Genomic DNA, 23,538 nt, shown 5'->3' with positions numbered 1-23,538 from the left:
GCGGTGGGTTAGAGCAGGACGGGCTGCGCGTCGTCCGGCTCGTCGCCGACCAGCCCCGACAGGGTGAGGCCGAGCAGGCGGACGCCCTGCGGTACCGGAAGCTGCGCCATCAGCAGGTCCAGTCCGGCGGCGACGAACGCAGCCTTGTCGACCACCGCGGCGCTCGACGAGCGGGCGCGCGTGATCGTCCGGAAATCGGCATGGCGCAGTTTCAGCGTGACCGTCCGCCCGCGCGTGGCGTGCCGCTCGATCCGCACCCACGCCGCATCCGCAACCCGGTGCAACGCCTCGCGCAGCGCTGCCGGATCGCTCAGATTGGTCTCGAACGTCCGCTCCGCACCGACCGACTTGGCGGCACGGTTGACGCGCACCGGGCGGTGATCGATCCCGCGTGCTGCCCCGTACAGATAGTCCGCATAGCTGCCGAAATGCGCCTGGAGGAACGCCAGCGGGCGTTCGAGCAGATCTGCGCCGGTCAGGATGCCGAGCTGTTCCATGCGCTTGGCGGTGACCGGGCCGACGCCGTGGAACCGCTTGACCGGCAGCGACGCGACGAACGCGGCCCCGCGCTTCGGCGTGATGACGCAGATCCCGTCGGGCTTGTTCTGGTCCGACGCCAGCTTGGCGATGAACTTGTTGTAGCTGACCCCGGCGGAGGCGGTCAGCCCGGTATCGGCCTTGATCCGCGCGCGGATTTCCTCGGCGATCGCCTGCGCCGATCCGACCCCGCGGATATCGGCGGTGACGTCGAGATACGCCTCGTCGAGCGACAGCGGTTCGACGAGCGGGGTGAAATGCGCGAAGATCGCCCGGATCTGGTCGGATACCGCGCGGTACACGTCGAAGCGCGGCGGCACGAAGACGAGATCGGGACAGCGCCTGAGCGCGGTGACCGACGGCATCGCGCTGTGCACCCCGAAGGTCCGCGCCTCGTAGCTCGCGGCAGCGACCACCCCGCGCGCGCGCGAACCGCCCACCGCGACCGGCCGTCCCTTCAATGTCGGGTCGTCGCGCTGTTCGACCGAGGCATAGAAGGCGTCCATGTCGACATGGATGATCTTGCGCTGCACCGGCGGCGGGGTAGGAGAAGCGGCCATCTGCACCGCAGATAGGTTCTGACGATGCGCGGAAACAGAGCGTCGTTACGGCGTTGAACGAATTCGGCCGGGCGCAAGCGGCGACGACAAGGGGACCTGGACGTGCGGATCGGAACCGAATGCTGGCGTATCGAACGCGCGAACCAGATGTCCGTGATCGTCGATGCGGAGGAATATTTCCGCCAGGCGCGCGTCGCCATGCTCAACGCCAAGCGGCGGATCATGCTGATCGGCTGGGATTTCGATGCGCGGATCCAGCTCGAACCCGGGGTCGACCGCCCCGGCGAACCGCCGACGCTCGGCGCCTTCATCCTGTGGCTGGTCGAACGCGAGCCCGAGCTCGAGATCTTCCTGCTCCGCTGGGACACCGGTGCGATCAAGTCGCTGTTCCGCGGCTCGACCCTGTTCACGATGCTGAAGTGGATGCGGCACCCGCGTATTCACACCAAGCTCGACGGGCATCATCCGACCGCGGGGTCGCATCACCAGAAGATCGTGATCATCGACGACTGCCTCGCCTTTTGTGGCGGGATCGACATGACCGGCGACCGCTGGGACACGCGCGAGCATCGCCATGACGATGCGCGGCGGCGGCGTCCCTCGGGCCGTCCCTACAAGCCGTGGCACGACGCGATCAGCGCGGTCGCAGGCCCTGTCGCGACCGCATTGGGGCAGCTGTTCCGCGACCGCTGGGTGCTGGCCGGCGGCGTGCCGATCGCCGAGGCGAACCCTGGCGCGGCGTGCTGGCCCGACGAGCTCGGCGTGCATTTCCGCGATGTCGACGTCGCGATCGCGCGGACCGAACCCGAAATGGACGATCAGGTCCCGGTGCATGAGAGCGAGGCGTTGTTCCTCGCGCAGATCGCCGGTGCCAAACGGCATCTCTATATCGAGAGCCAGTATTTCGCGTCGCGCAAGATCGCCGAGGCGGTCGCACGCCGTCTCGACGAGGCGGACGGGCCCGAGATCGTGATCATCAACCCGGTGACTGCGCAGGGGTGGCTCGAGCCGATCGCGATGGACACTGCGCGCGCGCGCCTCATGACCGCGCTGGCGCACCGCGACGTCCACAAGCGACTGCGCATGTATCATCCCTACACCAGCGGCGGGGAGGCGATCTATTGCCATGCCAAGATCCTGATCGCGGACGACCAGATCTTCCGGCTCGGGTCGTCGAACATGAACAACCGTTCGCTGCGGCTCGACACCGAATGCGACCTCGCGATCCGCGCGCATGACGAGGCGACGAGCACGGGGATCACCGCGATCCGCAACGACCTGATCGCCGAGCATCTGGCGGTCGATGTCGAGGTGGTGACCACGATGATCGCCGAGACCGGGTCGCTGATCGAGACGATCGAGCGGCTGCGCGGGCAGGGCAAGTCACTGCGCGCCTATGAGGCGCCCGATCTGACCGCGGTCGAGGAATGGCTGGCGGACAATGAGGTGCTCGATCCCGAGGGGCCCGAGGAGATGTTCGAGAGCTTCGCGAAGCGCGGCCTGTTCCGCCGCCTCCGCCACCGCCGCCCGAAGAAGAAGTGAGCGATCCTCCCCCGCTAGGGGGAGGATCAGATTAGATTAGAACAGCCCTTCGATCAGCCCATCCGCATCGAGCCGGATCGCTTCGGCTGCGGGAACGCGCGGGAGGCCAGGCATCGTCATGATCTCGCCGCAGATCGCGACGACGAAGCCCGCGCCCGCCGCCAGCCGAACCTCGCGCACCGGCACGATATGCCCGGTCGGCGCGCCGAGCAGCGCGGGGTCGCTCGAGAAGCTGTACTGCGTCTTGGCAAGGCAGACGGGCAGGTGGCCATAGCCGGCATCCTCCCAGCGCTTGAGCTGCGCGAGCACGCTGGGCTCGGCGACCGCAGGTTCCGCGCGGTAGATCCGCCGAGCGACCGTGTCGATCTTGTCGAACAGCGACAGATCGTCCCCATAAAGCGGCGCGAAATTCGCGGCATGCGTGTCGCACAGCTCGGCCACCGCGTCGGCGAGCTTGGTTGCCCCCGCGCCGCCCTCGGCCCAGTGGCGGCACAGGATCGCGCGGGCGCCGTGCGCGCTCGCCGCCTCGTGCACGACCGCGATCTCGGCCTCGCTGTCGGTATGGAAATGGTTGATCGCGACGACCGCGGGAACGCCGAACTGGCGGATATTCTCGATATGGCGGACGAGATTGACCGCACCGCGCCGGACCGCCTCGACGTCCTCCGCGCCGAGATCGGCCTTGGCGACCCCGCCGTTCATCTTGAGCGCGCGGACTGTCGCGACGATCACCACCGCATCGGGGGACAGCCCCGCCTGGCGGCATTTGATGTCGAAGAACTTCTCCGCGCCCAGATCCGCGCCGAAGCCCGCCTCGGTCACGACATAGTCGCCCAGCGCCAGCGCCGCGCGCGTCGCGATCAGCGAGTTGCAGCCATGCGCGATATTGGCGAACGGCCCGCCGTGAAGGAAGGCAGGGTTGCCCTCGAGCGTCTGGACGAGGTTCGGCTTGATCGCCTCGGCCAGCAGGACCGCCATCGCGCCGTCCGCCTTCAGGTCGCGCGCGGTGATGGGGCTGCGATCGCGCGTGTAGGCGACGACGATGTCACCCAGCCGCCGCTCCATGTCCGCGAGATTTTCGCTGAGGCACAGGATCGCCATGACCTCGGAGGCGACGGTGATGTCGAACCCCGATTCGCGCGGATAGCCGTTGGCAACTCCGCCGATCGACTGGACGATGTCACGCAGCGCACGGTCGTTCATGTCGAGCACGCGGCGCCACACCACGCGCCGCACGTCGATCTGCAGCGCGTTGCCCCAATGGATATGATTGTCGATCATCGCCGCGAGCAGGTTGTGCGCCGCGGTGATCGCGTGGAAATCGCCGGTGAAATGGAGGTTGATGTCCTCCATCGGCGCGACCTGTGCCCGCCCGCCGCCGGTCGCGCCGCCCTTGGTCCCGAAGCACGGCCCGAGCGACGGTTCGCGCAGCGCCAGCACCGTCTTGCGCCCCGTCAGGTTCAGCGCATCAGCCAGCCCGACCGAGGTCGTCGTCTTGCCCTCGCCCGCGGGCGTCGGGTTGATCGCGGTGACGAGCACCAGCCGGCCGCGTTGCGCCCCCTCGCGGCGGCCATGCGCTTCGAGCCAGTCGAGTGCGATCTTGGCCTTGAACCGGCCGTAAGGCTCGACCGCGTCGTCGGGGATGCCGAGCGCGTCGGCAACCCGCGCGATGGGGCGCAGCGCGACGCTGCGGGCGATGGCAATGTCGGTTGTCATGGGGCTAGTTCTTCAGTTTCCAGCCGCTTTTGAGCAGCATGTAGCACAGGGTGGCGAGCACGACGTCGATCGCCAGGATGACGACGCCGCCGACGATCACCGGCGAATCGGCAACGCCCAGAAAGCCGTAGCGAAAGCCCGAGATGATGTAGAAGAACGGATTGACGTGGCTGAACGCGCGGAACGCGGGCGCCAACGTGTCGACCGAATAGAAGGTGCCCGACAGCAGCGAGAGCGGCGCGACGACGAAGTTGGTGACCGCGGCGGCATGGTCGAACTTGTCCGCCCAGATCGACGTCAGCACGCCGAGCAGCGCGAGGAAGGTCGCGCCAAGCAGGCCGAACCACAGGATCGCGAGCGGCGCATGCGGCGTAACGTGCACGCCCGGATACAGCGCCATCGCCGCCCAGACGACGCACCCGACCAGCACCGCACGGGTCACCGCACCGCCGACCAGCGCTGCGAGCAGCTCGGCGGTCGACAGCGGCGGCTGAAGATAGTCGACGATCGTGCCCTGCATCTTGCCGACGAGCAGCGAGAAGCTCGCATTGGCGAAGGCGGGGCCCATCATGCCCTGGCTGATGATCAGCCCGGGGGCGATGAAATCGGCGAACATCACGGTCTCGCCGCCGACCAGCACGGGGCGTTTGGCGCCCGTCGCGATGGTGAAAACGATCAGGAACAGCAATGTCGTCATCGCCGGCGCCCACACCGTCTGCAGCTGGACCTTGAAGAACCGGCGCACCTCCTTGATATAGAGGGTACGAAGTCCCTCCCAGTTCACGTTGCGAATGACGGGAACGCCGGGGGCGGATTGCACCGCCGACTGGATTTCACCGATTGGGGGCTGGCTGCTCATGGGGGTTGCGGGTAATCGCTGCCGCTGTCGCCCGCAACCCGGTTGACGAAGACTATACCGGCCGACCCGAAGACTGAGGAACGAACATGTCCTGGACCGACGAGCGTATCGAGACGCTCAAGACGATGTGGGAAGCCGGCCAGACCGCCAGCCAGATCGCCGAAGCGCTGGGTGGCGTCAGCCGCAACGCCGTGATCGGCAAGGCGCACCGCCTTGAGCTTCAGGCGCGCCCGTCGCCGGTGAAGCCCAACGATCCCGACGCGAAGAACGCAGAAGCGAAGGTCGCGGAGGCGAAGGCGGCCGAGGCCAGGCCGGCCGAGTCGCCCGTCGTCGACACGCCGCCCGCGGTCGCCGCCAAACCTGTCGCCGCAGCGCCGGCTCCGGCGCCTGAACCCGCTCCCGTTGCCGCCGCACCCGAGCCGGCGCCGCGAACGGCACCCGTCGCCGCCGATGCGGATGAGGACGCCGACGAGGACGAGGATGAGGACGACGACGCGGTCGAACCCGCCGCCGCACCGGTCCGCGCACCGCAGCCGATCCTCCGCTCGATCGGACCCGGCGGCTTTCTCCGCCAGGCGCCCGGCGAGCAGCAGCCGCCGAGCACGCCCGCCCCGCCGCGGCGTCTCGTCCCCGCCAAGCCTTCGCCCGAAATGGCGGGCAAGACGAGCCTGCTCGAGCTCAACGACCGCATCTGCAAATGGCCGCTCGGCCATCCGGGCGAGCCCGATTTCCACTTTTGCGGTGACAAGGTGAACCCGGGCTTCCCCTACTGCGTCGCGCATTGCGGTCACGCCTATCAGGCCCAGCTGCCCCGCCGCGACCGCCGCCCGACGCCGCCACTCCCCTTCGGCGGCCCGCGCGCACGCTAAGATGGGGGGGGGCGGTCTCGCTCTCCGTGCTTCGGATGTATGCCTGTAGCGGAGCCAATCCCCAGCACCACCCCGGCGGAGGCCGGGGCCCAGTTGGGAAGGCTGTAGAAAAGGTGGGCAACACGTAGTTACCTCGGTCCCCAACTGGGCCCCGGCCTTCGCCGGGGTGGATTTTGGGGTATCGCTGACCAGAACGTTGGGCCGCTTCTCGCTGGGAGGCGGCCTTTTTCTTGGATTTGCCAGGCTCTAAACTCAAGATCTGCGGGTCCCGCCGCCGAACACCCCAGCACCACCCCGGCGAAGGCCGGGGCCCAGTTGGGAAGGCCGTAGTAACGGCTGGCAACGCGTAATTGCCTCGGTCCCCCAACTGGGCCCCGGCCTTCGCCGGGGTGGTGTTTTGCGGAGACCATATTCACGAAAAAGGGCCGCCTCCCGTGTGGGAAGCGACCCTCTGTCCCTACCCGCGCCGCGGCGAAGCCGCGTCGTCGGACGTCGCTGGTGCGACGCCGGCCGAGCTCGGGTGAGGTGACGCCTTCTGGCGTCACCTTACCCTGCGCTTAGAACCGGAATGCCGCCGTCGCGCGCAGGCTGTGCCAGCGGAACTTGTCGTCGCTGCGACGAAAGTCCGTGCCGGTCGTGTTCGGCGCCAGCACGAACGGGTTCGTCGCCGGCTGCGTGCCCTGCGTCACGCGGACGCGGAAATCGTCGTCCTGATACTGGTGGAACATATATTCCATGCCGACCGAGATGTTCGGCGTGACCTTCTGCTCGATGCCGCCGCCGCCGAGGATGCCGAACTGCTGGCGCTTGCCGCTCTGCTGATAGGCGTTGCCGGTGTTGGTGCTGTAGAAATCCCGGTCGATCTTGGCATAGCCCGCACCGAACGTGCCGTAGAACAGTGTGGTGTTAACCGCATAGCCTGCACGGCCGCGGATCGAGGCTTCCCAGTCGACGCTGCGCGTCATCACGTAGCTGGCAGGCGTCGTCGAGAAGGCGGTGACGCTGTCGGTGATCTCGCTCTTGCCGAATTCGCCGACCACGCCGACGACGATGTTGCCGCGCTGCGTGTCCATGCCGACGCGGCCATAATACGCGGCGCCGTCCTTGTCCTTGCGGCAGCCGCGGCCACCGGTCAGCGTCGTCGCGGTCGTCGCGCCGTTGCAGAACCCGCTGCTGAACGCGTTGGCGCCGGCTGCCGTCGTCACCGCATCCCCGAACCGCCCGTCGAGATTGCGATCGAACAGGATCGACGATCCTGCATCGTTTGGCTGTACGTCATAACCGCCCGCTGCGCCGACATAGAGACCGTTGAACGGTGCGTCCTCGGTCGTCTCCTGCGCAAATGCCGGCGATGCCGTGAGACCGAGAATGACCGCGCCAGCGAGGCCGGCATAGAGGGATGTGCGCATGTAAGCTCCGGATATGATTGATCTAAGACAGCCAAGAAACGGGGCGCCCCGCCAATATATCCGCGAACATGACAGAAAGTTCATGTTGTGGCTTTTCCGCAACAGCGGTTGCGCGCTTGCACGGATCGCTGGCTAAGCCATATACCACGTCATGCCAGAAGACCTGCCCGAAGGCCTGTTCACGACCCCGTCAAAGACCGCCCCGACCTATGACGCGTCCTCGATCGAGGTGCTCGAGGGGCTCGAACCCGTCCGCCGCCGCCCGGGCATGTATGTCGGCGGCACCGACGAGCGCGCGCTGCACCACCTCGCCGCCGAAGTGCTCGACAATGCGATGGACGAGGCGGTCGCGGGTCACGCGACGCGGATCGAGGTCACGCTCGAGCCCGGCAACCGGCTGACGATCGTCGACAATGGCCGCGGGATCCCGGTCGATCCGCATCCCAAATTCCCCGACAAGTCCGCGCTCGAGGTGATCCTTTCGACGCTGCATTCGGGCGGCAAGTTCGCGGGCAAGGCCTATGCGACCTCGGGCGGTCTGCACGGCGTCGGCATCAGCGTCGTCAACGCGCTGTCGTCCGACACTGTCGTCGAGGTCGCGCGCGACCGCCAGCTTTATCGCCAGCGCTTCGCCAAGGGGCAGACGCTCGGCCCGATCGAGCGGCTCGGGACCACCCCCAACCGCCGCGGCACCAGCGTCGCCTTCACCCCCGACACCGAGATCTTCGGCAACGAGCTGCACTTCAAGCCGCAGCGGCTGCACAAGCTCGTCCGGTCCAAGGCCTATCTGTTCGCGGGCGTCGAGATTCGCTGGCACTGCGCGCCCGAACTGATCAGCGACGATACGCCCGCGCAGGCGGTGTTCCAGTTCCCCGGCGGGCTCGCCGACCATCTGCGCGACCAAGTCGCGGGCCGCGAATGCGCGACCGCCGACTTCTTCTCCGGCTCGCAGGATTTCCCGAGCGCGCAGGGCGAGACGCAAGGGCGCGTCGAATGGGCGATCGCCTGGCCGCTGTGGAGCGACGGCTCGTACAGCTGGTATTGCAACACCATCCCGACCCCCGATGGCGGCACGCACGAACAGGGCCTGCGCCAGGCGCTGGTGCGCGGCCTGCGCGCGTTCGGCGATCTGGTTGGCAACAAGAAGACGAAGGATATCAGTGCGGACGACGTGATGATCGGCAGCGAGCTGATGCTGTCGGTGTTCATCCGCGAACCGCAATTCCAGAGCCAGACCAAGGATCGCCTGACCAGCCCCGAGGCCGCGGGCCTCGTCGAGAAGGCGGTGCGCGACCATTTCGACCATTTCCTCAGCCACAATATGGACCGCGGCAAGGCACTGCTGAACTATGTGCTCGAGCGGATGGACGAGCGCCTGCGCCGCAAGCAGGAACGCGACGTCAAGCGCAAGACCGCGACGTCCGCCCGCAAATTGCGGCTGCCCGGCAAGCTGACCGACTGTTCCGCCAACTCGCCCGAGGGCACCGAGCTGTTCATCGTCGAGGGCGATTCGGCTGGCGGCTCGGCCAAGCAGGCGCGCGACCGCAAGACGCAGGCGATCCTGCCGATCCGCGGCAAGATCCTGAACGTCGCGTCCGCGACCAGTGCGAAGATCTTCGCGAACCAGGAAATCGCCGACCTGACGCTGGCGCTCGGCTGCGGCACGCGGAAGGACTGCGTGGCGGACAATCTGCGCTACGAGCGCGTCGTCATCATGACCGACGCCGACGTCGACGGCGCGCATATCGCGACGCTGCTGATGACCTTCTTTTTCCAGGAAATGCCCGACATCGTCCGCCGCGGGCACCTCTATCTCGCGCAGCCGCCGCTCTATCGCCTGACCGTCGGCACCAAGAGCATCTATGCCCGCGACGACGCGCACCGCGCCGAACTCGAACGCACCGTGTTCAAGGGCAAGAAGGTCGATGTCGGCCGGTTCAAGGGCCTTGGCGAGATGAACCCCGGCCAGCTCCGCGAGACGACGATGGACCCCGCGACGCGGGGCATGCTGCGCATCACCCTGCCGCAGGAATATGAGGAGCGGGCAGGGGTGAAGGACCTGGTCGACCGCCTGATGGGCAACAACCCCGCGCACCGCTTTGCCTTCATTCAGGAAAATGCCGGCCGGCTCGACGAGGAAGCGATCGACGCGTGACCATTGGGGCAAGCGGGGGCCGTTCGATAGCCGCCCCCGCTTGCCTCCGGAATCACTGCCTGTGCGCGACCATCGTCGAGGTCTTCCCGTGTTTCAGGTCGTTGACCGCGGTGGTCATCGTCGTGCCGTCGGGCGAGAGCGACATGCTATACGTACCGATCGGCCTATCGCCCTCGTAATCGGTTTCGAACAGAGTCGTCGGTCCGGTCTGTTTCAGGGCGACCTTCGTCCAGCCCGGATCCCCGGTCACCGTTGCCGGCGGACCGTCGATCGTCGCGGCATAGGATATGCCAGTCGGCGTCGAGAAGGCCATGGTCTTCCCGTCCTGTGCGAAGGTGAAGACGAGGCCCGTGTCGGATACCTGCGTTTCCGTGGTTTCGCGCCACGCACCCGATAACGCATGGGCACCCGCCGGGGCGGGAGCGACGCGCGCATTGACCGTCGTTCCCGTCACCTCCACGCCACTCGGTGCGGTCCGGTCGACAAAGGCGGAGGACGAACTCTGCCCGTCCGCGGCCAGCGTCACCGTCGCCTCGGCGACCGTCTTTCCGCTCTTCCGGAACGCCCGCTTGACCGTCGTCGCATCCACCACCGCGACCGATGCCTCGTCATAATAGGGATTGCCGACGATCGGGTGAAACGCGCCATCGGCGGGGAATTTCATCGCGGGCTTGCACGTCGTGCAGCTGAAGGTGCCCGCCTGCAGGAGGATGATCGAGGGCTTCTCTGCAGGCTTGCTCGCCTTCACATCTCCCTTCCAGGTGCCGTCGAACACGCCCTTGGCAAGCGCGGGGGTGGTGGCAAGAGCCATGGCCAGCATCACTGCCAGGCCGGTCGCATAGCGTTTCATACGTCAACCTCCTCTCGATGGGGACGCGACTGGGCTTGCGCCGGCGCGTTTGCGACGTCGGATGGAGCCAAGGGGAAGATTGCGCGTGCTGCCGGGGCGCCGCAAGCGGAGTCCGCGCCTTGGTACGGATCAGACAGGGCTGCGTCGGACGTCCGCGGTGTTGACGCCCATCCCCCGTCACCGGTATTAGGCGCCTCCGGGGCGGTCCATCACGGGCCGCCCTTCTCGTTTCGAAGAGGAAGCGCCTGTGACCATCACCCCGCTCATGCCCGTCTACCCGCGGTGTGGCGTGCGTCCGGTCCGAGGCGAGGGCGCCTATCTGTTCGGTGAGGACGGCCAGCAATATCTCGACTTTGCCAGCGGCATCGCGGTCAATGCGCTCGGCCATGGCCACCCGCATCTGACCAAGGCGATCGCCGACCAGGCCGCGACGCTGATGCACGTGTCGAACCTGTACGGGTCACCGCAGGGCGAGCATCTCGCGCAGCGGCTCGTCGACAATACGTTTGCCGACACCGTGTTCTTTACCAATTCGGGAGCGGAAGCGGTCGAGTGCGCGATCAAGACCGCGCGCCGCTATCATTTCGCGAACGGCAATCCCGAGCGTCATACGCTGATCACGTTCGATACCGCGTTCCACGGCCGCACGCTCGGGACGATCTCGGCGACCAATCAGGCCAAGATGCGCGACGGGTTCGAACCGCTGCTGCCGGGCTTCGCCTATGCCAAGTTCAACGACCTCGAAGGCGCGCTCGCGCTGATCGACGACCATACCGCAGGGTTCCTGGTCGAGCCGATCCAGGGCGAGGGCGGTATCCGCCAGGCGAGCCCCGAATTCCTCCAGGGCCTGCGCAAGGCGTGCGACGAGCATGGCCTGCTGCTGGTGCTCGACGAGGTCCAGTGCGGCTATGGCCGGACGGGCAAGCTGTTCGCGCACGAGCTTTACGGCATCACCCCCGACATCATGTCGGTCGCCAAGGGGATCGGCGGCGGCTTCCCGCTCGGGGCGTGCCTTGCGACCGAGGAGGCGGCCAAGGGCATGGTCGCGGGCACGCACGGTTCGACCTATGGCGGCAACCCGCTCGGGATGGCGGCGGGCGAGGCGGTGCTCGACGTGATCCTCGAGGACGGGTTTCTGGAGCATGTCGCGACGATGGGCGACCGGTTGCGCCAGGGGCTCGAGCAGATGATCCCCAATCACGATCACCTGTTCGACAGCGTGCGCGGCACCGGGCTGATGCTCGGGCTGAAGCTGAAAAGCGACAGCCGTGCGTTCGTCGCGTTCGCACGCGATCATCACAACCTGCTGCTGGTCGCAGCGGGCGAGAACGTCATCCGCATCCTGCCGCCGCTGGTGATCGACGAGAGCCATATCGCCGAATGCATCGACAAGCTGTCGACCGCCGCGCGCGTTTATGTGCCCGCCGCCGACGATTGAGCGCCTTTGCGCGGTCACTAAACCCCGTTCGTCCTGAGTAGCCACTGAGCGAAGTCGAAGTGGCGTATCGAAGGACTGGCCCGCTTGGGGCACTGTCCTTCGATATGGGTCTTCGGCTTCGCTCAGCCCCTACTCAGGACGAACGGAACTTCTTACGGGGTCGTTACCATGAACAACCGCCATTTCCTGAATCTCACCGACGCCGGCCCCGACGGCGTCGCCGCGATGCTTGCCGACGCGCTCGATCGCAAGGCCGCGCGCGCCGGCTTCCCCAAGGGCCGCACGGATGCTGACGCCCCGCTTGCCGGCCACACGCTGGCGATGGTGTTCGAAAAAAACTCGACGCGTACACGGTTCAGCTTCGACATGGCGATCCGCCAGCTCGGTGGGACGTCGATCGTCGCCGATGCCGGCAGCATGCAGCTCGGGCGCGGCGAATCGATCGCCGACACCGCGCGCGTGCTGTCGGGCTATGTCGACGCGATCATGATCCGCACCGACGATCATGCCAAGGTCGAGGAGATGGCGCATCATGCCAGCGTCCCCGTCATCAACGGGCTGACCGACGCGTCGCATCCGTGCCAGATCATGGCCGACCTGCTGACGATCATCGAAAGCGGCAAGGCGCTGCCCGGGCTAAAGGTCGCGTGGCTGGGCGATGGCAACAACGTGCTCGCCTCGATCGTCGAGGCCGCCGGGCTGATGCAGTTCGACGTCGTCGCCGCCTGCCCGCAGGGGTTCCAGCCCGAAGAGGAGGCGATCGTCCGCGCCTCGGGCCGCGCGCGCGTCGTCGCCGATCCGCGCGAGGCGGTCGAAGGTGCAGACATCATCGTCACCGACACCTGGATCTCGATGGGGCAGGCCAATGCCGAGAGCAAGCTGAAGGCCCTTGCCCCCTATCAGGTCGACGCCGCGCTGATGGCGCTCGCGCGGCCCAATGCGAAGTTCCTCCACTGCCTCCCTGCGCATCGCGGCGAGGAGGTCACGCCCGAGGTGATCGACGGCCCGCAGTCGCTGATCTGGCAGGAGGCCGAAAACCGCCTCCACGCGCAGAAATCGGTGCTGCGCTGGTGCTTCGGGCAGATCGGCTGAAGCGCCCGGTTGGTTGATCGGGCGCAGGTCAGCCCCCATTTCCGTCATTCCCGCGGAGGCGGGAATCCATAAACTCCGAGCTGGTGGTGAGACCACCAGCGTATGTCGCTTTGGATCCCTGCCTGCGCGGGGATGACGCCGCGACGGGGGATGCCGAAGGAACGATGGTGAACGACCCCAACATGACCGATCTCGACCGCGCGCTGGCATTCGCGATCCCCGCGCGCAGTGCCCGTGGCCGGATCGTCCGGCTCGGTACCGCGCTCGACGAGGTGCTCGCCGCGCACGCCTATCCGCCTGCGATCGAGAAGCTGCTCGCCGAGGCGCTGACGCTCGCCGCGCTGATCGGCTCGACGCTGAAGGACGCGAGCGGCCAGCTGACGATGCAGACCAGGACCGACAATGGCGTCGTGCAGCTGCTGGTCTGCGATTATCGCGGCGGCGAGGTGCGCGGCTATATCGAATACGATGCGGACAAGCTTGCCCAGGCGCCCGCCGAGCCGACCCTGTTCGCCTTGTTCGGCCAGGGCTATCTCGCGATCACCTTCGACATGGCGAGCAGCAACGAACGGTATCAGGGCATCGTCCCGCTCGACGGCGATACGCTGTCTGAGGCCGCGCAGAGCTATTTCACCCAGTCCGAGCAGATCCCGACGATGGTCCGCACCGGCATGGCGAAGGGCCCCGACGGGCGCTGCGTCGCGGGCGGCCTGTTCCTCCAGCATCTTCCTGAGGGCGAGGACGGCCGCGAGCGGCTTCACACCAAGCTCGACCATCCCGAATGGGAGCATGTCGCGACGCTCGGCAACACGATGGGCGCGGACGAGCTGACCGATGCGGCGCTGCCGCTCGAGACGCTGGTGTGGCGGTTGTTCAACGAGGACAGCGACGTCCGCATCCTCGCCGATATTCCCATCACGCGCGGCTGCCGGTGCGATCCCGACTATATCCGGGGCGTGATCGCGAAATTCCCGATCGACGAACGTCGCGACATGGCGGACGAGAGTGGCTTCATCCAGGTAGATTGCGCATTCTGTGCAAAGAAATTCCCGGTTCCGGTCGAGGAATGACGCGTTTCTCAGGCGCGCGACGGCGGGAAATTGCGCGGCGTTAATGCGCTGTTTACCGCGCCGAGCTATACCTCCCTCGTGCTTTAGAGATTTCAGCACGTTTCTCCCTTGAGGCTGCTATTAGCGCCAACCTTTCAGGGCCGCCTTCGGGCGGCCCTTTCTTTTTGCCGCGGTCTGGCCTAGCGCGTCGCGCATCATGACATCATCAGCTCCCTTAGCGGTCGCCCTCGTCTCGGGCGGCCTCGACTCGATGGTTTCCGCCGCCATGCTGCGGGAATCCGGCCGGCGCCTGCTCGCGCTGTCGTTCGATTATAACCAGCGCCACCGCGTCGAGCTCGACGCCGCGCGCCGCGTCGCCACCGCGCTCGGCGCCGAACGCCATATCGTCCTGCCGATGGACCTGTCCGCGTTCGGCGGCTCGGCGCTCACCGCCGATATCGACGTACCCAAGGACGGTGTCGGCACCGATGATGCCGGTGGCATCCCCGTCACCTATGTCCCCGCGCGCAACACGATCTTCCTCAGCCTCGCGCTCGGCTGGGCCGAGGCGGCGGGTGCGCGCGACATCTATATCGGCGTCAACGCGCTCGATTATTCGGGCTATCCCGATTGCCGCCCCGAATTCATCGCCGCGTTCGAAGGGCTCGCCGAACTCGCGACCAAGGCCGGCGTCGAGGGCGACCCGTTCCGCATCCAGGCGCCGCTCCAGCACATGACCAAGGCGGATATCGTCCGCGAGGGCACGCGGCTCGGGCTCGACCTCGGGCTCAGCTGGTCGTGCTACGACCCGACGCCCGACGGCAAGCATTGCGGCGAGTGCGACAGCTGCCGGCTCCGCTCGCGCGGCTTCGACGAGGCGGGGATCGCGGATCCCACCGTCTATGCGGTCAAGCCGGTCTGACATGAGTTACGCGGTCAAGGAAATGTTCCTGACACTGCAGGGGGAGGGCGTGAATGCCGGCCGCCGGGCGGTGTTCGTGCGCTTTGCCGGGTGCAATCTGTGGTCGGGACGCGAACAGGACCGCGCGACCGCGGTCTGCCGGTTCTGCGACACCGATTTCGTCGGTACCGACGGACTGGGTGGCGGCAAGTTCGCCGATGCGCGTGCGCTGGCGGACGCGGTTGCGGGGTTCTGGGGCACGGGCACACAAGATCGGTTCGTCGTGCTCACCGGGGGCGAACCGATGCTCCAGACCGACGATGCGATCGTCGATGCGCTTCACACCGCGGGCTTCCGGATCGCGATCGAGAGCAACGGCACCTTGCCGGTCCATCCCGGCATCGACTGGGTATGTATCAGCCCGAAGGCGGGCAGCGTCGTCGTCCAGCGTCACGGCGACGAGCTGAAGCTGGTCTGGCCGCAGCCCGGTACCGACATCGCCGATATCGAGACATGGGATTTCGCGAACCTGCTGCTCCAGCCGCTCGACGACCCGCAGGCGGATGCCAATCGCGATGCCTGTGTCGCGCTGGTGATGGAGCGTCCGCAATGGCGGTTGTCGCTCCAGACGCACAAGATGCTGGGGCTGCGTTAGGCCGCCTGCCCGCTCCGGCAGGGAAGCCCCCGGCTCAAGGGCCGGGGGGTAATCGTTCAGCGGTTGGCGATGCCAACGCCCGCCGCGGGGGGCCAGTCGAGCGCGCCGCACTTCTTGGCGACCCATTCCGCCTTCTTGTTCCAGCAGATCGGGTCGAGCCGCGGCATCTTCACCCGGTCGCGGCCGATATAGCGCGGGAAACGCTGCTCGCCCCAGGGGATCAGGCTGTTGCGCAGCTCGCGCGTGCGCTGCAGCGTCAGGTCGCCGAACTTGCCGCGCGGCGTGAACAGCGCGTCGCGGCCGATCGATGCGGTCGTCTGGCAAAAGCCATATTGCGCGGCGACGGTCGCGAAGTTCGAATAGGTGCGCGTGCCGAACTGGTCGAGCGCAGCCTGACCGGCCTTGACGCCCTTGGCCTTGTTGACGCGCAGGAAGTATTTGCCGAGCGTGTCGAAGGCGCCCTGCAGTTCGGTGCCGTGATCGGCGAGGATCGCATTGTAGTTCGACACCGTCAGCAGCGTCGGTTCGAACTGGCACTGGAGGGCCGCGACGTTCAGCGCCGCGCGCATGTGCCAGACCATCGCCGCGCGCTTCTCCGCGCTAGTGGCGTCGGGCATCGCCTGGCCGAGATCGGCCTCGTCCCCGGTCACCGCCGGCGCGGAGAAATCGCGCGATTGCAGAAAAAACTGGGCCGAGGCGGGCTGAGCCAACGCCATCGAGCCGCTCGCCGCGCAGAGCGCCAGCGCAGTACGCACCATCTTCATTCCCAACTCCCCGGGCATTCCATCCCGAGATTTCTAAAGCGTTTCTTGCCAACTCCCAACTGTTTTGAGGGGCCCGGCAGCCGATCGCGGCTTCGGGTACGGTCCGGGCCGCAGATTTCCGTCGCAGCCGAAACGAGATCGCGCGCCGGGCGACCGATTGGGCTCTCTATTCCCCCGGACATCCGGGCCGTCATGCGGTGGACCCAGCCCCAACGACAAGAGGCCGCCCGGTTTCCCGGACGGCCTCCCGCATCACGTAATTTTCCGAAACCGGAAAATTACATCATGTTGTTGGTCATCATGGTGTCGTTCGACATCATCGTGTCGTTCGCCATCATGCCGTCGTTCATCGCGCCGTCAACGGCGGTCATGTTGTCGGTCATCGTGTCCATGCCTTCGGTGGCATTCATGTCGGTGACCATCGTGTTGTCGGTCGTGGTCTCGGTCTTCGGACCGCATGCCGAAACGGCAAGCGCTGCGCTGGCGATCAGCGAACCGGTCAGAACCTTGGAGATGAGTGAACGCATTTGGAAGCTCCCTAGATAGAGGATTTGGTAGGCCTGGAGGCCAGGTATATACCCAAATCGTAGTGGACATTAATCTGTAAAGGCCTGGCCCTCAAGCCTCGTTTTCTTGAGCCAAAGAAAGTGTTTCAAGGAACACGCCGCTCGTCAACGTCAGGGCAGCGTCAAAAGTTGCCATGTCGACATTCGTACCGAGCGATTTCAGACTGGTAACGGGGTATTCCGCAAGCCCGCACGGCACGATTCCGCCGAAATGCGTCAGGTCCGGATCGATGTTGACCGCAAAGCCGTGCAGCGTCACCCAGCGCTTCACGCGCACGCCGATCGCACCGATCTTCGCCTCGCGGCAGCCGAGATTGGGATCGCGCGTCCAGATGCCGACACGGCCCTCGACCGAAAACGCGGCGACGCCAACCTCGCCGAGCGCCGCGATCACCCAGTCCTCGACCGCGTGGACGAACCGCCGGACGTCGCGCCCGCGCTGTCCGAGGTCGAGCACCAGATAGCCGATCCGCTGCCCCGGCCCGTGATAGGTGTATTTGCCGCCCCGTCCGGTATCGAACACGGGAAAGCGCGGATCGACGAGGTCAACCGGATCCGCGCTCGTCCCCGCGGTGTAGACCGGCGGGTGCTCGAGCAGCCAGATCAGCTCGCGCGCATCGCCGGTGGTCACCGCGGCGGCGCGCGCCTCCATCTCGGCGAGCGCGGCGGCATAGGGGGTCAGGCCGGTATCGGTCCGCCATTCGAGCCCGTCGGTTCGCGACAGTGGATCGGCGGGCGCGAGGCGGCCGGAGGTCGGGAAGGGGGAAGCGGTCACGCGACCCATCTGCGCACTCGCCGCCGGTGATGCAAGCGGGCGGGGGCTTGTCACGCCGGCTGGTCCAACCGTCGCGGGAGTGGTCAAGGCCTGGGGCTTGGGCTACGTCGCGGCGGTATCGGGCATGCGTGCCAGGCGGCGAACGGGGAACAGGCGGATGGGAAGAGGCGTAAAAATCGGCACGGTCTGGGATCGTACCACCGAGGTACTGTCCGGGCGTAGCGGCCAGATCGCGGCGGTGGCGTTGCCGACCCTGGTCCTCCCGCCGGTCGTCAACAATGCGCTCGTCCTGCTCGTTCCGCCGCAGCCGGCGGTGCAGCTCGTCGCCGGCATCGTCGCCGTGGCGTCCGCGTTGCTCGCGATCCTGGGGTCGCTCGCGATCCTCGCGCTGGCGACGCAACCCTCTACCGACCGCACCGAGGCCTATCGTCAGGCGCGGGCGCGGCTGCTGCCCGCGCTCGGCGTGTCGCTCGTCGTCGGGCTGATTGCGCTCGTCCTGATGGCGCCGGTGTTCATCGCGCTGATCGCGTCGCATTTCGACTTTGCCGCCGCGTCCGCTGCCGCCAGCGCGCCCGCGCGAATGCCGCAGCTGCCGCGTGCGACGGCGATGTTCGTCGTGCTCTACAGCCTTGCACTGATCCTGCTCGCCATCTGGGCCAGTGCGCGGCTGATGCTGCTGACCGCGGTCGTGCTCAACGAACGGCTCGGGCTCGGCGCGATCCGCCGCTCGATCGCGCTGACCCGCGGGCTCACCTGGAAGCTGATCGGCGTGCTTCTGCTGTTCGGGATCGTGTTCGCGATCGCCACCTTCGCCGCTCAGGCCGTTGTCGGGCTCGTCTTTCGCCTGATCCTCGGCGGGGACCAGATCCCGACCGCGATGTTCCTTGCCGGGATCGCCGGCGCGCTTGCCAGTGCGGCGCTGATGGCGCTCGCCTATGTCTTCACGGCACAGCTCTATGTCGCCACCCGAGAGAAACCGATCACCGAATGAAAATCGACTTTACGGGCGTGTTGAAAGACGCCTGGGCCCTGTTCAAGCGCGACCGCGATCTGCTGCTCCGGATCGCCGGGCCCTTCCTGTTCCTGCCTGCCTTCGCGCTCGCGCTCGTCGTGCCCGACCCGCCGCTGCCCGATGCGGCGACGCGCGGCGACGAGGCGCAGGCGCTGGTCTGGGCGCAGGCGGTGACCGACTGGGCGGGGGCGAATGGCGGCTGGTACTGCCTGGCCTATGCGCTCAGCTTCTTCGGCATGGCGGCGGTCTATACGCTGTATCTCGACCGTGACCGGGTCGATATCGGCACAGCGCTCAGGCGTTCTGCCACGCTCCTGCCGCGCTATCTGCTCGCGATGATCCTGGTGTCGCTGCCAGCGGGGGCGGGGCTGCTTCTCTATGCGATTCCCGGCCTCTACATTCTTGGCCGGACGATGATGACCGGGCCGGTGCTTGTCGCCGAGGGCCCGATCGGCGCGTTCGCCGCGATCCGGCGCAGCCTGTCGCTGACGCGCGGCGCCGGCCTGCCGCTCATGTCGCTCGCCGCGTTCGGCTATATGAGCGGCTGGCTGCTCGGCATGCCCTTCATGGCGCTCGATGGCGCGATGCGCGATGGTGGACAGGGTAATCCGGTGGCGATCGCGCTCGTCGATGCCGGCGCGGCGGCGGCTGCCACCGCCTCGGGGGTTGCGATGGCGCTGATCGCGGTGTCGGTCTATCGGCGGCTGGCGCGCTAGGCGGTCGCGGACCGGCGTGATCCGCCCGCGGGTCTAGCGGCGTCCGCCCAGAAACGGGATCTGCGGCGCGACATCGGCGGGCAGCATCCCGGTGGCGCGCGGATCGGGAAAGGTCTCGATCGTCCGCCGCGTCGCGACGAATCCCTGCGCGCGGTAGAAGCCGAGCGCGTTTGGATGGTCGAGCGTACAGGTGTGCAGCCAGACCCGCTCGACACCCCTGGTCCAGGCCCGCGCAAGCGTCTCCGCCATCAGCCACCGGCCATGTCCCTGGCCGGCGAGTTCGGGGATCAGCCCGAAATAGGAAATCTCGCAAGCGCCCGTCCGGCGCAGGTCGAGTTCGAGCATCCCCACCTCGATCCCCGCCGGATCGATCACCGCATGCACGGCAATGCCCGGATCGCGAAGGATCGCGGCGAGCGCGGCATCGTCCATCGCCAGCCGCGAGAACCACAGCCAGCGCGATCCGACCCGGGCGAACAGCGCGCGATAACCCTCCAGCGTCGGCCGCTCCCAGCGCAGCAGCCGCAGTCGCGACGTCGGCATCGGCCTGAGCGGCGGCTTGCGCGGCATTTCGAGCGTGGTCACGATCGTGGCGAGCACGTCGTCCGCGACGGGGATCAGCGCCACCGGCCCCCGCTCACGACCATGTGGCGCGGGGCGGCAGGCTCATCAGGATCGCCTCGATATTGCCCCCGGTCTTCAGCCCGAACAGCGTGCCGCGGTCATAGACGAGGTTGAACTCGGCATAACGACCGCGCCATTCGAGCATCGCGGCCTCGTCCTGCGGTGTGAACGGCGTGTCCATCCGCCGCCGGACAATCCGCGGATAGGCGTCGAGAAACGCCTCGCCGACGTCGCGCGTGAACGCGAAATTGGCATCGAAATTGCCGTCAAGATGATCGAAGAAGATCCCGCCGACGCCGCGGTTCACCTTGCGGTGGGGGATCTGGAAATAGGTCTCCGCCCAGTCCCGGAAGCGCGGGTAGTAGGCCGGGTCGTGCGCGTCGCAGGCGGCCTTCATCGTCGCATGGAAATCGGCGGTGTCCTCGGCGATCGGCAGCGGCGGGTTGAGATCGCCGCCGCCGCCGAACCAGCGCTTGGTCGTGTTGAGGAAGCGGCAGTTCATGTGCACCGCGGGGACGTGCGGGTTGGCCATGTGCGCGACCAGGCTGATCCCTGTCGCGAAGAACCGTGGATCCTCGCCCGCGCCGTGGATCGACTTGGCGAACTCGCCCTCGAAAATGCCGCCGACGGTCGAGACGTTGACGCCGACCTTTTCAAACACCTTGCCCTTCATGACGCCGCGCACGCCGCCACCGCCGGGTTCACCCGACGGATCGATCCGGTCCCAGGGGGTATAGTCGAACACGGCATCCGACCCGGCCTCGCGCTCGATCGTCTCGAACTCCGCGCAGATCCGGTCGCGCAGCGATTCGAACCAAATGCGGGCGGCGGCTTGCTGGGGGTCGAGCTCGGTCATGGTACCGTCCTACAAATCCTGGTCGGGGCGGGGAAGGGGCGCGTTCGCCCGACACTCCCCCCGGTAGGTCAGGCGGGCCAGCCGTCTGTTTGCCGCAACGCCTCTGCCGCGACGATCGCGGTCGCGACCGAGATGTTCATCGACCGCAGGCCGGGACGCATCGGGATCAGCACGCGCAGGTCGGCGCGGGCATGGACGTCGTCAGGCACGCCCGCGCCCTCGCTGCCCATCAGCAGCACGTCGTCGGTCTGGAACGTCGCTGTGTCAAGTCGCACCGCGCCCTTCGTCGTCAGCAGGACGATGCGCCCGCGGACCTGGTCGCGAAACGCCGCCCAGTCGACATGCCGGACGATCTCGACCGCGCCGACATAGTCCATCCCGGAGCGCGCGACCGCCTTTTCGTTCCAGGTGAACCCCATCGGCTCGATCAGATCGACCGCGAGTCCGAGACAGGCGGCGGTCCGCAAAATGGCGCCGACATTGCCGGCGATATCAGGTTGGTAGAGGGCGATACGCATACCGTTGCCTCTAATCCGGAACGCGCTGCAGTCAAAATGCTGTTGGCAAAGCGGGCTTGCGCCGTCTATCACCTATAGGCCTCCGTGGGGACGGTCGGGCAGGATGGGCGTGCGGTGCGGCGAACCGGCATGCGCATCGGGCCACGAGAATAAAGATAAACTGCAAGGGCGAGATGAATGGCGATAGTCGACGACATGGTTCCACCCGGCGAGTCGCCTGAACCGTTTCACGAAGAGGCGCACGATCCGCGCCGCCGCGATTTCATCAATATCGCCGCCGTATCCTTCGCCGGGGTCGGCGCCGTCGCGATCGTCCTGCCGCTGATCAACCAGATGAACCCGTCGGCCGACGTGCTGGCGCAGTCGACCACCGAGATCGACCTGTCGAAGATCCTGCCGGGCCAGGCGATCAAGACGAGCTTCCGCAAGCAGCCGCTGTTCGTGCGCAACCTGACGCCGAAGGAAATCAGCGAGGCCGACGCGGTCGACGTATCGACGCTGCGCGACCCGCAGACGCTCGCGGAGCGGACCAAGGCGGGCAAGAAGAACTGGCTGATCACGCTGGGCGTCTGCACGCATCTCGGTTGCGTCCCGCTCGGCGCTGGCGAGGGTGAGAACAAGGGCCCGTTTGGCGGCTATTTCTGCCCGTGCCACGGCTCGGCCTACGATACCGCCGCGCGCATCCGCAAGGGCCCCGCACCGACCAACCTTCAGGTGCCGGACTATGCCTTCAACTCCGACACCGTCGTCACGGTAGGCTGAGGAAACAACCATGAGCTTTCCCTGGGCCAAGCAATACGAACCGAAGCTGCCGCTGACGCGGTGGCTGGATGAACGGCTTCCCGTTCCCCGGCTCGTCTACAACGCGGTCGGCGCCGGTTACCCGGTCCCGCGCAATCTCAATTATTTCTGGAACTTCGGCGTCCTTGCCGGCGCCGCGCTGGCGATCCAGATCATCACCGGCATCACGCTGGCGATGCATTACGCCGCCAACGGCGCGGTCGCGTTCGACTCGGTCGAACACATCATGCGCGACGTCAATGCGGGCTGGTTCCTGCGCTATGCGCACGCCAACGGCGCGTCGATGTTCTTCATCGTCGTCTACACGCACATCTTCCGCGGACTCTATTACGGCTCGTACAAGGCGCCGCGCGAGATGGTCTGGCTGCTCGGCGTGACGATCTTCCTGCTGATGATGGCGACCGCATTCATGGGCTATGTCCTTCCCTGGGGGCAGATGAGCTTCTGGGGCGCGCAGGTCATCACCGGGTTCTTCTCGGCGATTCCGCTGGTCGGCGACACCATCCGCATCTGGCTGCTCGGCGGATTCGCGCCGGACAACGCCGCGCTCAACCGCTTCTTCTCGCTGCACTATCTGCTGCCGTTCGTGATCGCGGGCGTCATCATCCTGCACATCTGGGCGCTGCACATCCCGGGGTCGAACAACCCGACCGGCGTCGACGTGAAGGGCAAACAGGATACGGTGCCGTTCCACCCCTATTACACTGCGAAGGACGGCTTCGGGCTCGGCATCTTCCTGCTGGTGTTCGCCGGCCTGCTGTTCTTCTTCCCGAACTATCTCGGCCATCCGGACAATTACATCCCGGCAAACCCGCTTTCGACGCCCGCGCACATCGTCCCCGAATGGTATTTCTGGCCGTTCTACGCGATCCTGCGCGCCTTTACCGCGGACTTCATCCTGCCGGCAAAGCTGTGGGGCGTGCTGGCGATGTTCGGCTCGATCCTGCTGCTGTTCTTCCTGCCGTGGCTCGACAATTCGCCGGTCCGCTCGATGAACTACCGCCCCAAGGCGCGGATCGCGTTCTGGGTGCTGGTCGCCGACATCCTGATCCTGGGCTATTGCGGCGGTGCACCGGCGACGGCGACCTATGTGATCCTCAGCCAGATCTGCGCTGCCTATTATTTCGCGCATTTCCTGATCATCCTGCCGCTGATCTCGCGGTCCGAACGGCCCCGGCCGCTGCCCAATTCGATCACCGAGGCGGTGCTGGCCAAGCGTGGCGGGACGAGCCCGGCGCACACCGCGCTCTCCCCCAAGCCCGCGCACTGATACG

23 protein-coding genes are annotated in these 23,538 nt (G+C 66.7%); 12 read left to right on the top strand and 11 right to left on the bottom strand.

Features of this window, described 5'->3' with window-relative positions; translation table 11 throughout:
• Positions 1-8 precede the first annotated feature (8 nt).
• Positions 9-1,097 (bottom strand): DNA polymerase IV, encoded by a 1,089-nt coding sequence (gene dinB / locus IFT87_RS11130; RefSeq protein ID WP_037532475.1) that lies wholly within the window; start codon positions 1,095-1,097, stop codon positions 9-11.
• A gap of 147 nt (positions 1,098-1,244) precedes the next feature.
• Here dinB and IFT87_RS11125 point away from each other — a divergent pair, with 147 nt between their 5' ends.
• Entirely contained in the window at positions 1,245-2,639 is a 1,395-nt protein-coding gene (locus IFT87_RS11125; protein ID WP_084215314.1) for a phospholipase D-like domain-containing protein, read from the top strand.
• A 36-nt stretch (positions 2,640-2,675) separates the two neighbouring features.
• Here the strand turns inward: IFT87_RS11125 and IFT87_RS11120 are convergent, their stop codons facing one another.
• Entirely contained in the window at positions 2,676-4,355 is a 1,680-nt protein-coding gene (locus IFT87_RS11120; protein ID WP_192008464.1) for a formate--tetrahydrofolate ligase, read from the bottom strand.
• Positions 4,356-4,359: 4 nt separating this feature from the next.
• Complete coding sequence (locus IFT87_RS11115) at positions 4,360-5,214, bottom strand: ABC transporter permease (protein ID WP_192008462.1); 855 nt, start codon at positions 5,212-5,214, stop codon at positions 4,360-4,362.
• Positions 5,215-5,300: 86 nt separating this feature from the next.
• Between IFT87_RS11115 and IFT87_RS11110 the strand changes: the two genes are divergently transcribed.
• The gene (locus IFT87_RS11110; protein WP_192008460.1) at positions 5,301-6,083 is read left to right on the top strand and encodes a GcrA family cell cycle regulator; all 783 of its coding nucleotides are present in this window, start codon (positions 5,301-5,303) and stop codon (positions 6,081-6,083) included.
• A gap of 557 nt (positions 6,084-6,640) precedes the next feature.
• On the opposite strand, the gene IFT87_RS11105 is transcribed toward IFT87_RS11110, so the two are convergent.
• The gene (locus IFT87_RS11105) at positions 6,641-7,492 is read right to left on the bottom strand and encodes an outer membrane protein (protein WP_031441557.1); all 852 of its coding nucleotides are present in this window, start codon (positions 7,490-7,492) and stop codon (positions 6,641-6,643) included.
• A gap of 151 nt (positions 7,493-7,643) precedes the next feature.
• On the opposite strand from IFT87_RS11105, the gene parE reads away from it, so the two are divergent.
• Positions 7,644-9,647: a DNA topoisomerase IV subunit B gene (gene parE / locus IFT87_RS11100; protein ID WP_037529630.1), complete on the top strand. Its 2,004-nt coding sequence runs from the start codon at positions 7,644-7,646 to the stop codon at positions 9,645-9,647.
• Between the two features lie 52 nt (positions 9,648-9,699).
• On the opposite strand, the gene IFT87_RS11095 is transcribed toward parE, so the two are convergent.
• Entirely contained in the window at positions 9,700-10,497 is a 798-nt protein-coding gene (locus tag IFT87_RS11095) for a hypothetical protein (RefSeq protein WP_192008459.1), read from the bottom strand.
• Positions 10,498-10,744: 247 nt separating this feature from the next.
• Here IFT87_RS11095 and IFT87_RS11090 point away from each other — a divergent pair, with 247 nt between their 5' ends.
• The 5 genes from IFT87_RS11090 to queE all read left to right on the top strand — a co-directional run bounded on the left by IFT87_RS11090 (position 10,745) and on the right by queE (position 15,632).
• Positions 10,745-11,935 (top strand): aspartate aminotransferase family protein, encoded by a 1,191-nt coding sequence (locus IFT87_RS11090; RefSeq protein WP_037529628.1) that lies wholly within the window; start codon positions 10,745-10,747, stop codon positions 11,933-11,935.
• A 168-nt stretch (positions 11,936-12,103) separates the two neighbouring features.
• Complete coding sequence (argF, locus tag IFT87_RS11085) at positions 12,104-13,027, top strand: ornithine carbamoyltransferase (protein ID WP_107930084.1); 924 nt, start codon at positions 12,104-12,106, stop codon at positions 13,025-13,027.
• Between the two features lie 164 nt (positions 13,028-13,191).
• Complete coding sequence (gene hslO / locus IFT87_RS11080) at positions 13,192-14,097, top strand: Hsp33 family molecular chaperone HslO (protein ID WP_031396003.1); 906 nt, start codon at positions 13,192-13,194, stop codon at positions 14,095-14,097.
• A gap of 196 nt (positions 14,098-14,293) precedes the next feature.
• Positions 14,294-14,998, top strand: a complete 705-nt coding sequence (queC, locus tag IFT87_RS11075) for a 7-cyano-7-deazaguanine synthase QueC (RefSeq protein ID WP_056406059.1) — start codon at positions 14,294-14,296, stop codon at positions 14,996-14,998.
• Between the two features lies 1 nt (position 14,999).
• On the top strand, positions 15,000-15,632 hold the full coding sequence (queE, locus tag IFT87_RS11070; RefSeq protein ID WP_192008458.1) for a 7-carboxy-7-deazaguanine synthase: 633 nt from the start codon (positions 15,000-15,002) through the stop codon (positions 15,630-15,632).
• 56 nt (positions 15,633-15,688) lie between these two features.
• On the opposite strand, the gene IFT87_RS11065 is transcribed toward queE, so the two are convergent.
• The 3 genes from IFT87_RS11065 to lipB all read right to left on the bottom strand — a co-directional run bounded on the left by IFT87_RS11065 (position 15,689) and on the right by lipB (position 17,686).
• The gene (locus IFT87_RS11065; RefSeq protein ID WP_107045331.1) at positions 15,689-16,396 is read right to left on the bottom strand and encodes a hypothetical protein; all 708 of its coding nucleotides are present in this window, start codon (positions 16,394-16,396) and stop codon (positions 15,689-15,691) included.
• A 278-nt stretch (positions 16,397-16,674) separates the two neighbouring features.
• Positions 16,675-16,923 carry a hypothetical protein gene (locus IFT87_RS11060; RefSeq protein WP_031396007.1) on the bottom strand — a complete coding sequence of 83 codons (249 nt, stop codon included), beginning with the start codon at positions 16,921-16,923 and terminating at the stop codon, positions 16,675-16,677.
• 91 nt (positions 16,924-17,014) lie between these two features.
• The gene (gene lipB / locus IFT87_RS11055) at positions 17,015-17,686 is read right to left on the bottom strand and encodes a lipoyl(octanoyl) transferase LipB (RefSeq protein ID WP_037529635.1); all 672 of its coding nucleotides are present in this window, start codon (positions 17,684-17,686) and stop codon (positions 17,015-17,017) included.
• A gap of 208 nt (positions 17,687-17,894) precedes the next feature.
• Here lipB and IFT87_RS11050 point away from each other — a divergent pair, with 208 nt between their 5' ends.
• Together IFT87_RS11050 and IFT87_RS11045 are read left to right on the top strand one after the other, a co-directional pair.
• The gene (locus IFT87_RS11050) at positions 17,895-18,728 is read left to right on the top strand and encodes a hypothetical protein (protein WP_037529616.1); all 834 of its coding nucleotides are present in this window, start codon (positions 17,895-17,897) and stop codon (positions 18,726-18,728) included.
• On the top strand, positions 18,725-19,465 hold the full coding sequence (locus IFT87_RS11045; RefSeq protein WP_037529614.1) for a hypothetical protein: 741 nt from the start codon (positions 18,725-18,727) through the stop codon (positions 19,463-19,465). Before IFT87_RS11050 ends, IFT87_RS11045 begins: the two co-directional genes overlap by 4 nt.
• Before the next feature lie 33 nt (positions 19,466-19,498).
• Here the strand turns inward: IFT87_RS11045 and IFT87_RS11040 are convergent, their stop codons facing one another.
• The 3 genes from IFT87_RS11040 to IFT87_RS11030 form a co-directional block, all read right to left on the bottom strand.
• Positions 19,499-20,092 carry a GNAT family N-acetyltransferase gene (locus IFT87_RS11040; RefSeq protein WP_037529613.1) on the bottom strand — a complete coding sequence of 198 codons (594 nt, stop codon included), beginning with the start codon at positions 20,090-20,092 and terminating at the stop codon, positions 19,499-19,501.
• 10 nt (positions 20,093-20,102) lie between these two features.
• The gene (hemF, locus tag IFT87_RS11035) at positions 20,103-20,945 is read right to left on the bottom strand and encodes an oxygen-dependent coproporphyrinogen oxidase (protein ID WP_031441572.1); all 843 of its coding nucleotides are present in this window, start codon (positions 20,943-20,945) and stop codon (positions 20,103-20,105) included.
• Between the two features lie 68 nt (positions 20,946-21,013).
• Positions 21,014-21,463, bottom strand: coding sequence for a tRNA (cytidine(34)-2'-O)-methyltransferase (locus IFT87_RS11030; RefSeq protein WP_166746152.1), 450 nt, complete (start codon positions 21,461-21,463; stop codon positions 21,014-21,016).
• A 195-nt stretch (positions 21,464-21,658) separates the two neighbouring features.
• Here IFT87_RS11030 and petA point away from each other — a divergent pair, with 195 nt between their 5' ends.
• Positions 21,659-22,225 (top strand): ubiquinol-cytochrome c reductase iron-sulfur subunit, encoded by a 567-nt coding sequence (gene petA, locus IFT87_RS11025; RefSeq protein ID WP_042467607.1) that lies wholly within the window; start codon positions 21,659-21,661, stop codon positions 22,223-22,225.
• Between the two features lie 10 nt (positions 22,226-22,235).
• The gene (locus tag IFT87_RS11020) at positions 22,236-23,534 is read left to right on the top strand and encodes a cytochrome b (RefSeq protein ID WP_031393565.1); all 1,299 of its coding nucleotides are present in this window, start codon (positions 22,236-22,238) and stop codon (positions 23,532-23,534) included.
• Positions 23,535-23,538 lie beyond the last annotated feature (4 nt).

The sequence above is a fragment of the Sphingomonas sp. CFBP 8765 genome, assembly GCF_014841445.1.
Taxonomy (GTDB): domain Bacteria; phylum Pseudomonadota; class Alphaproteobacteria; order Sphingomonadales; family Sphingomonadaceae; genus Sphingomonas; species Sphingomonas aerolata.
This window is presented reverse-complemented; position numbering and strand designations above follow the sequence as displayed.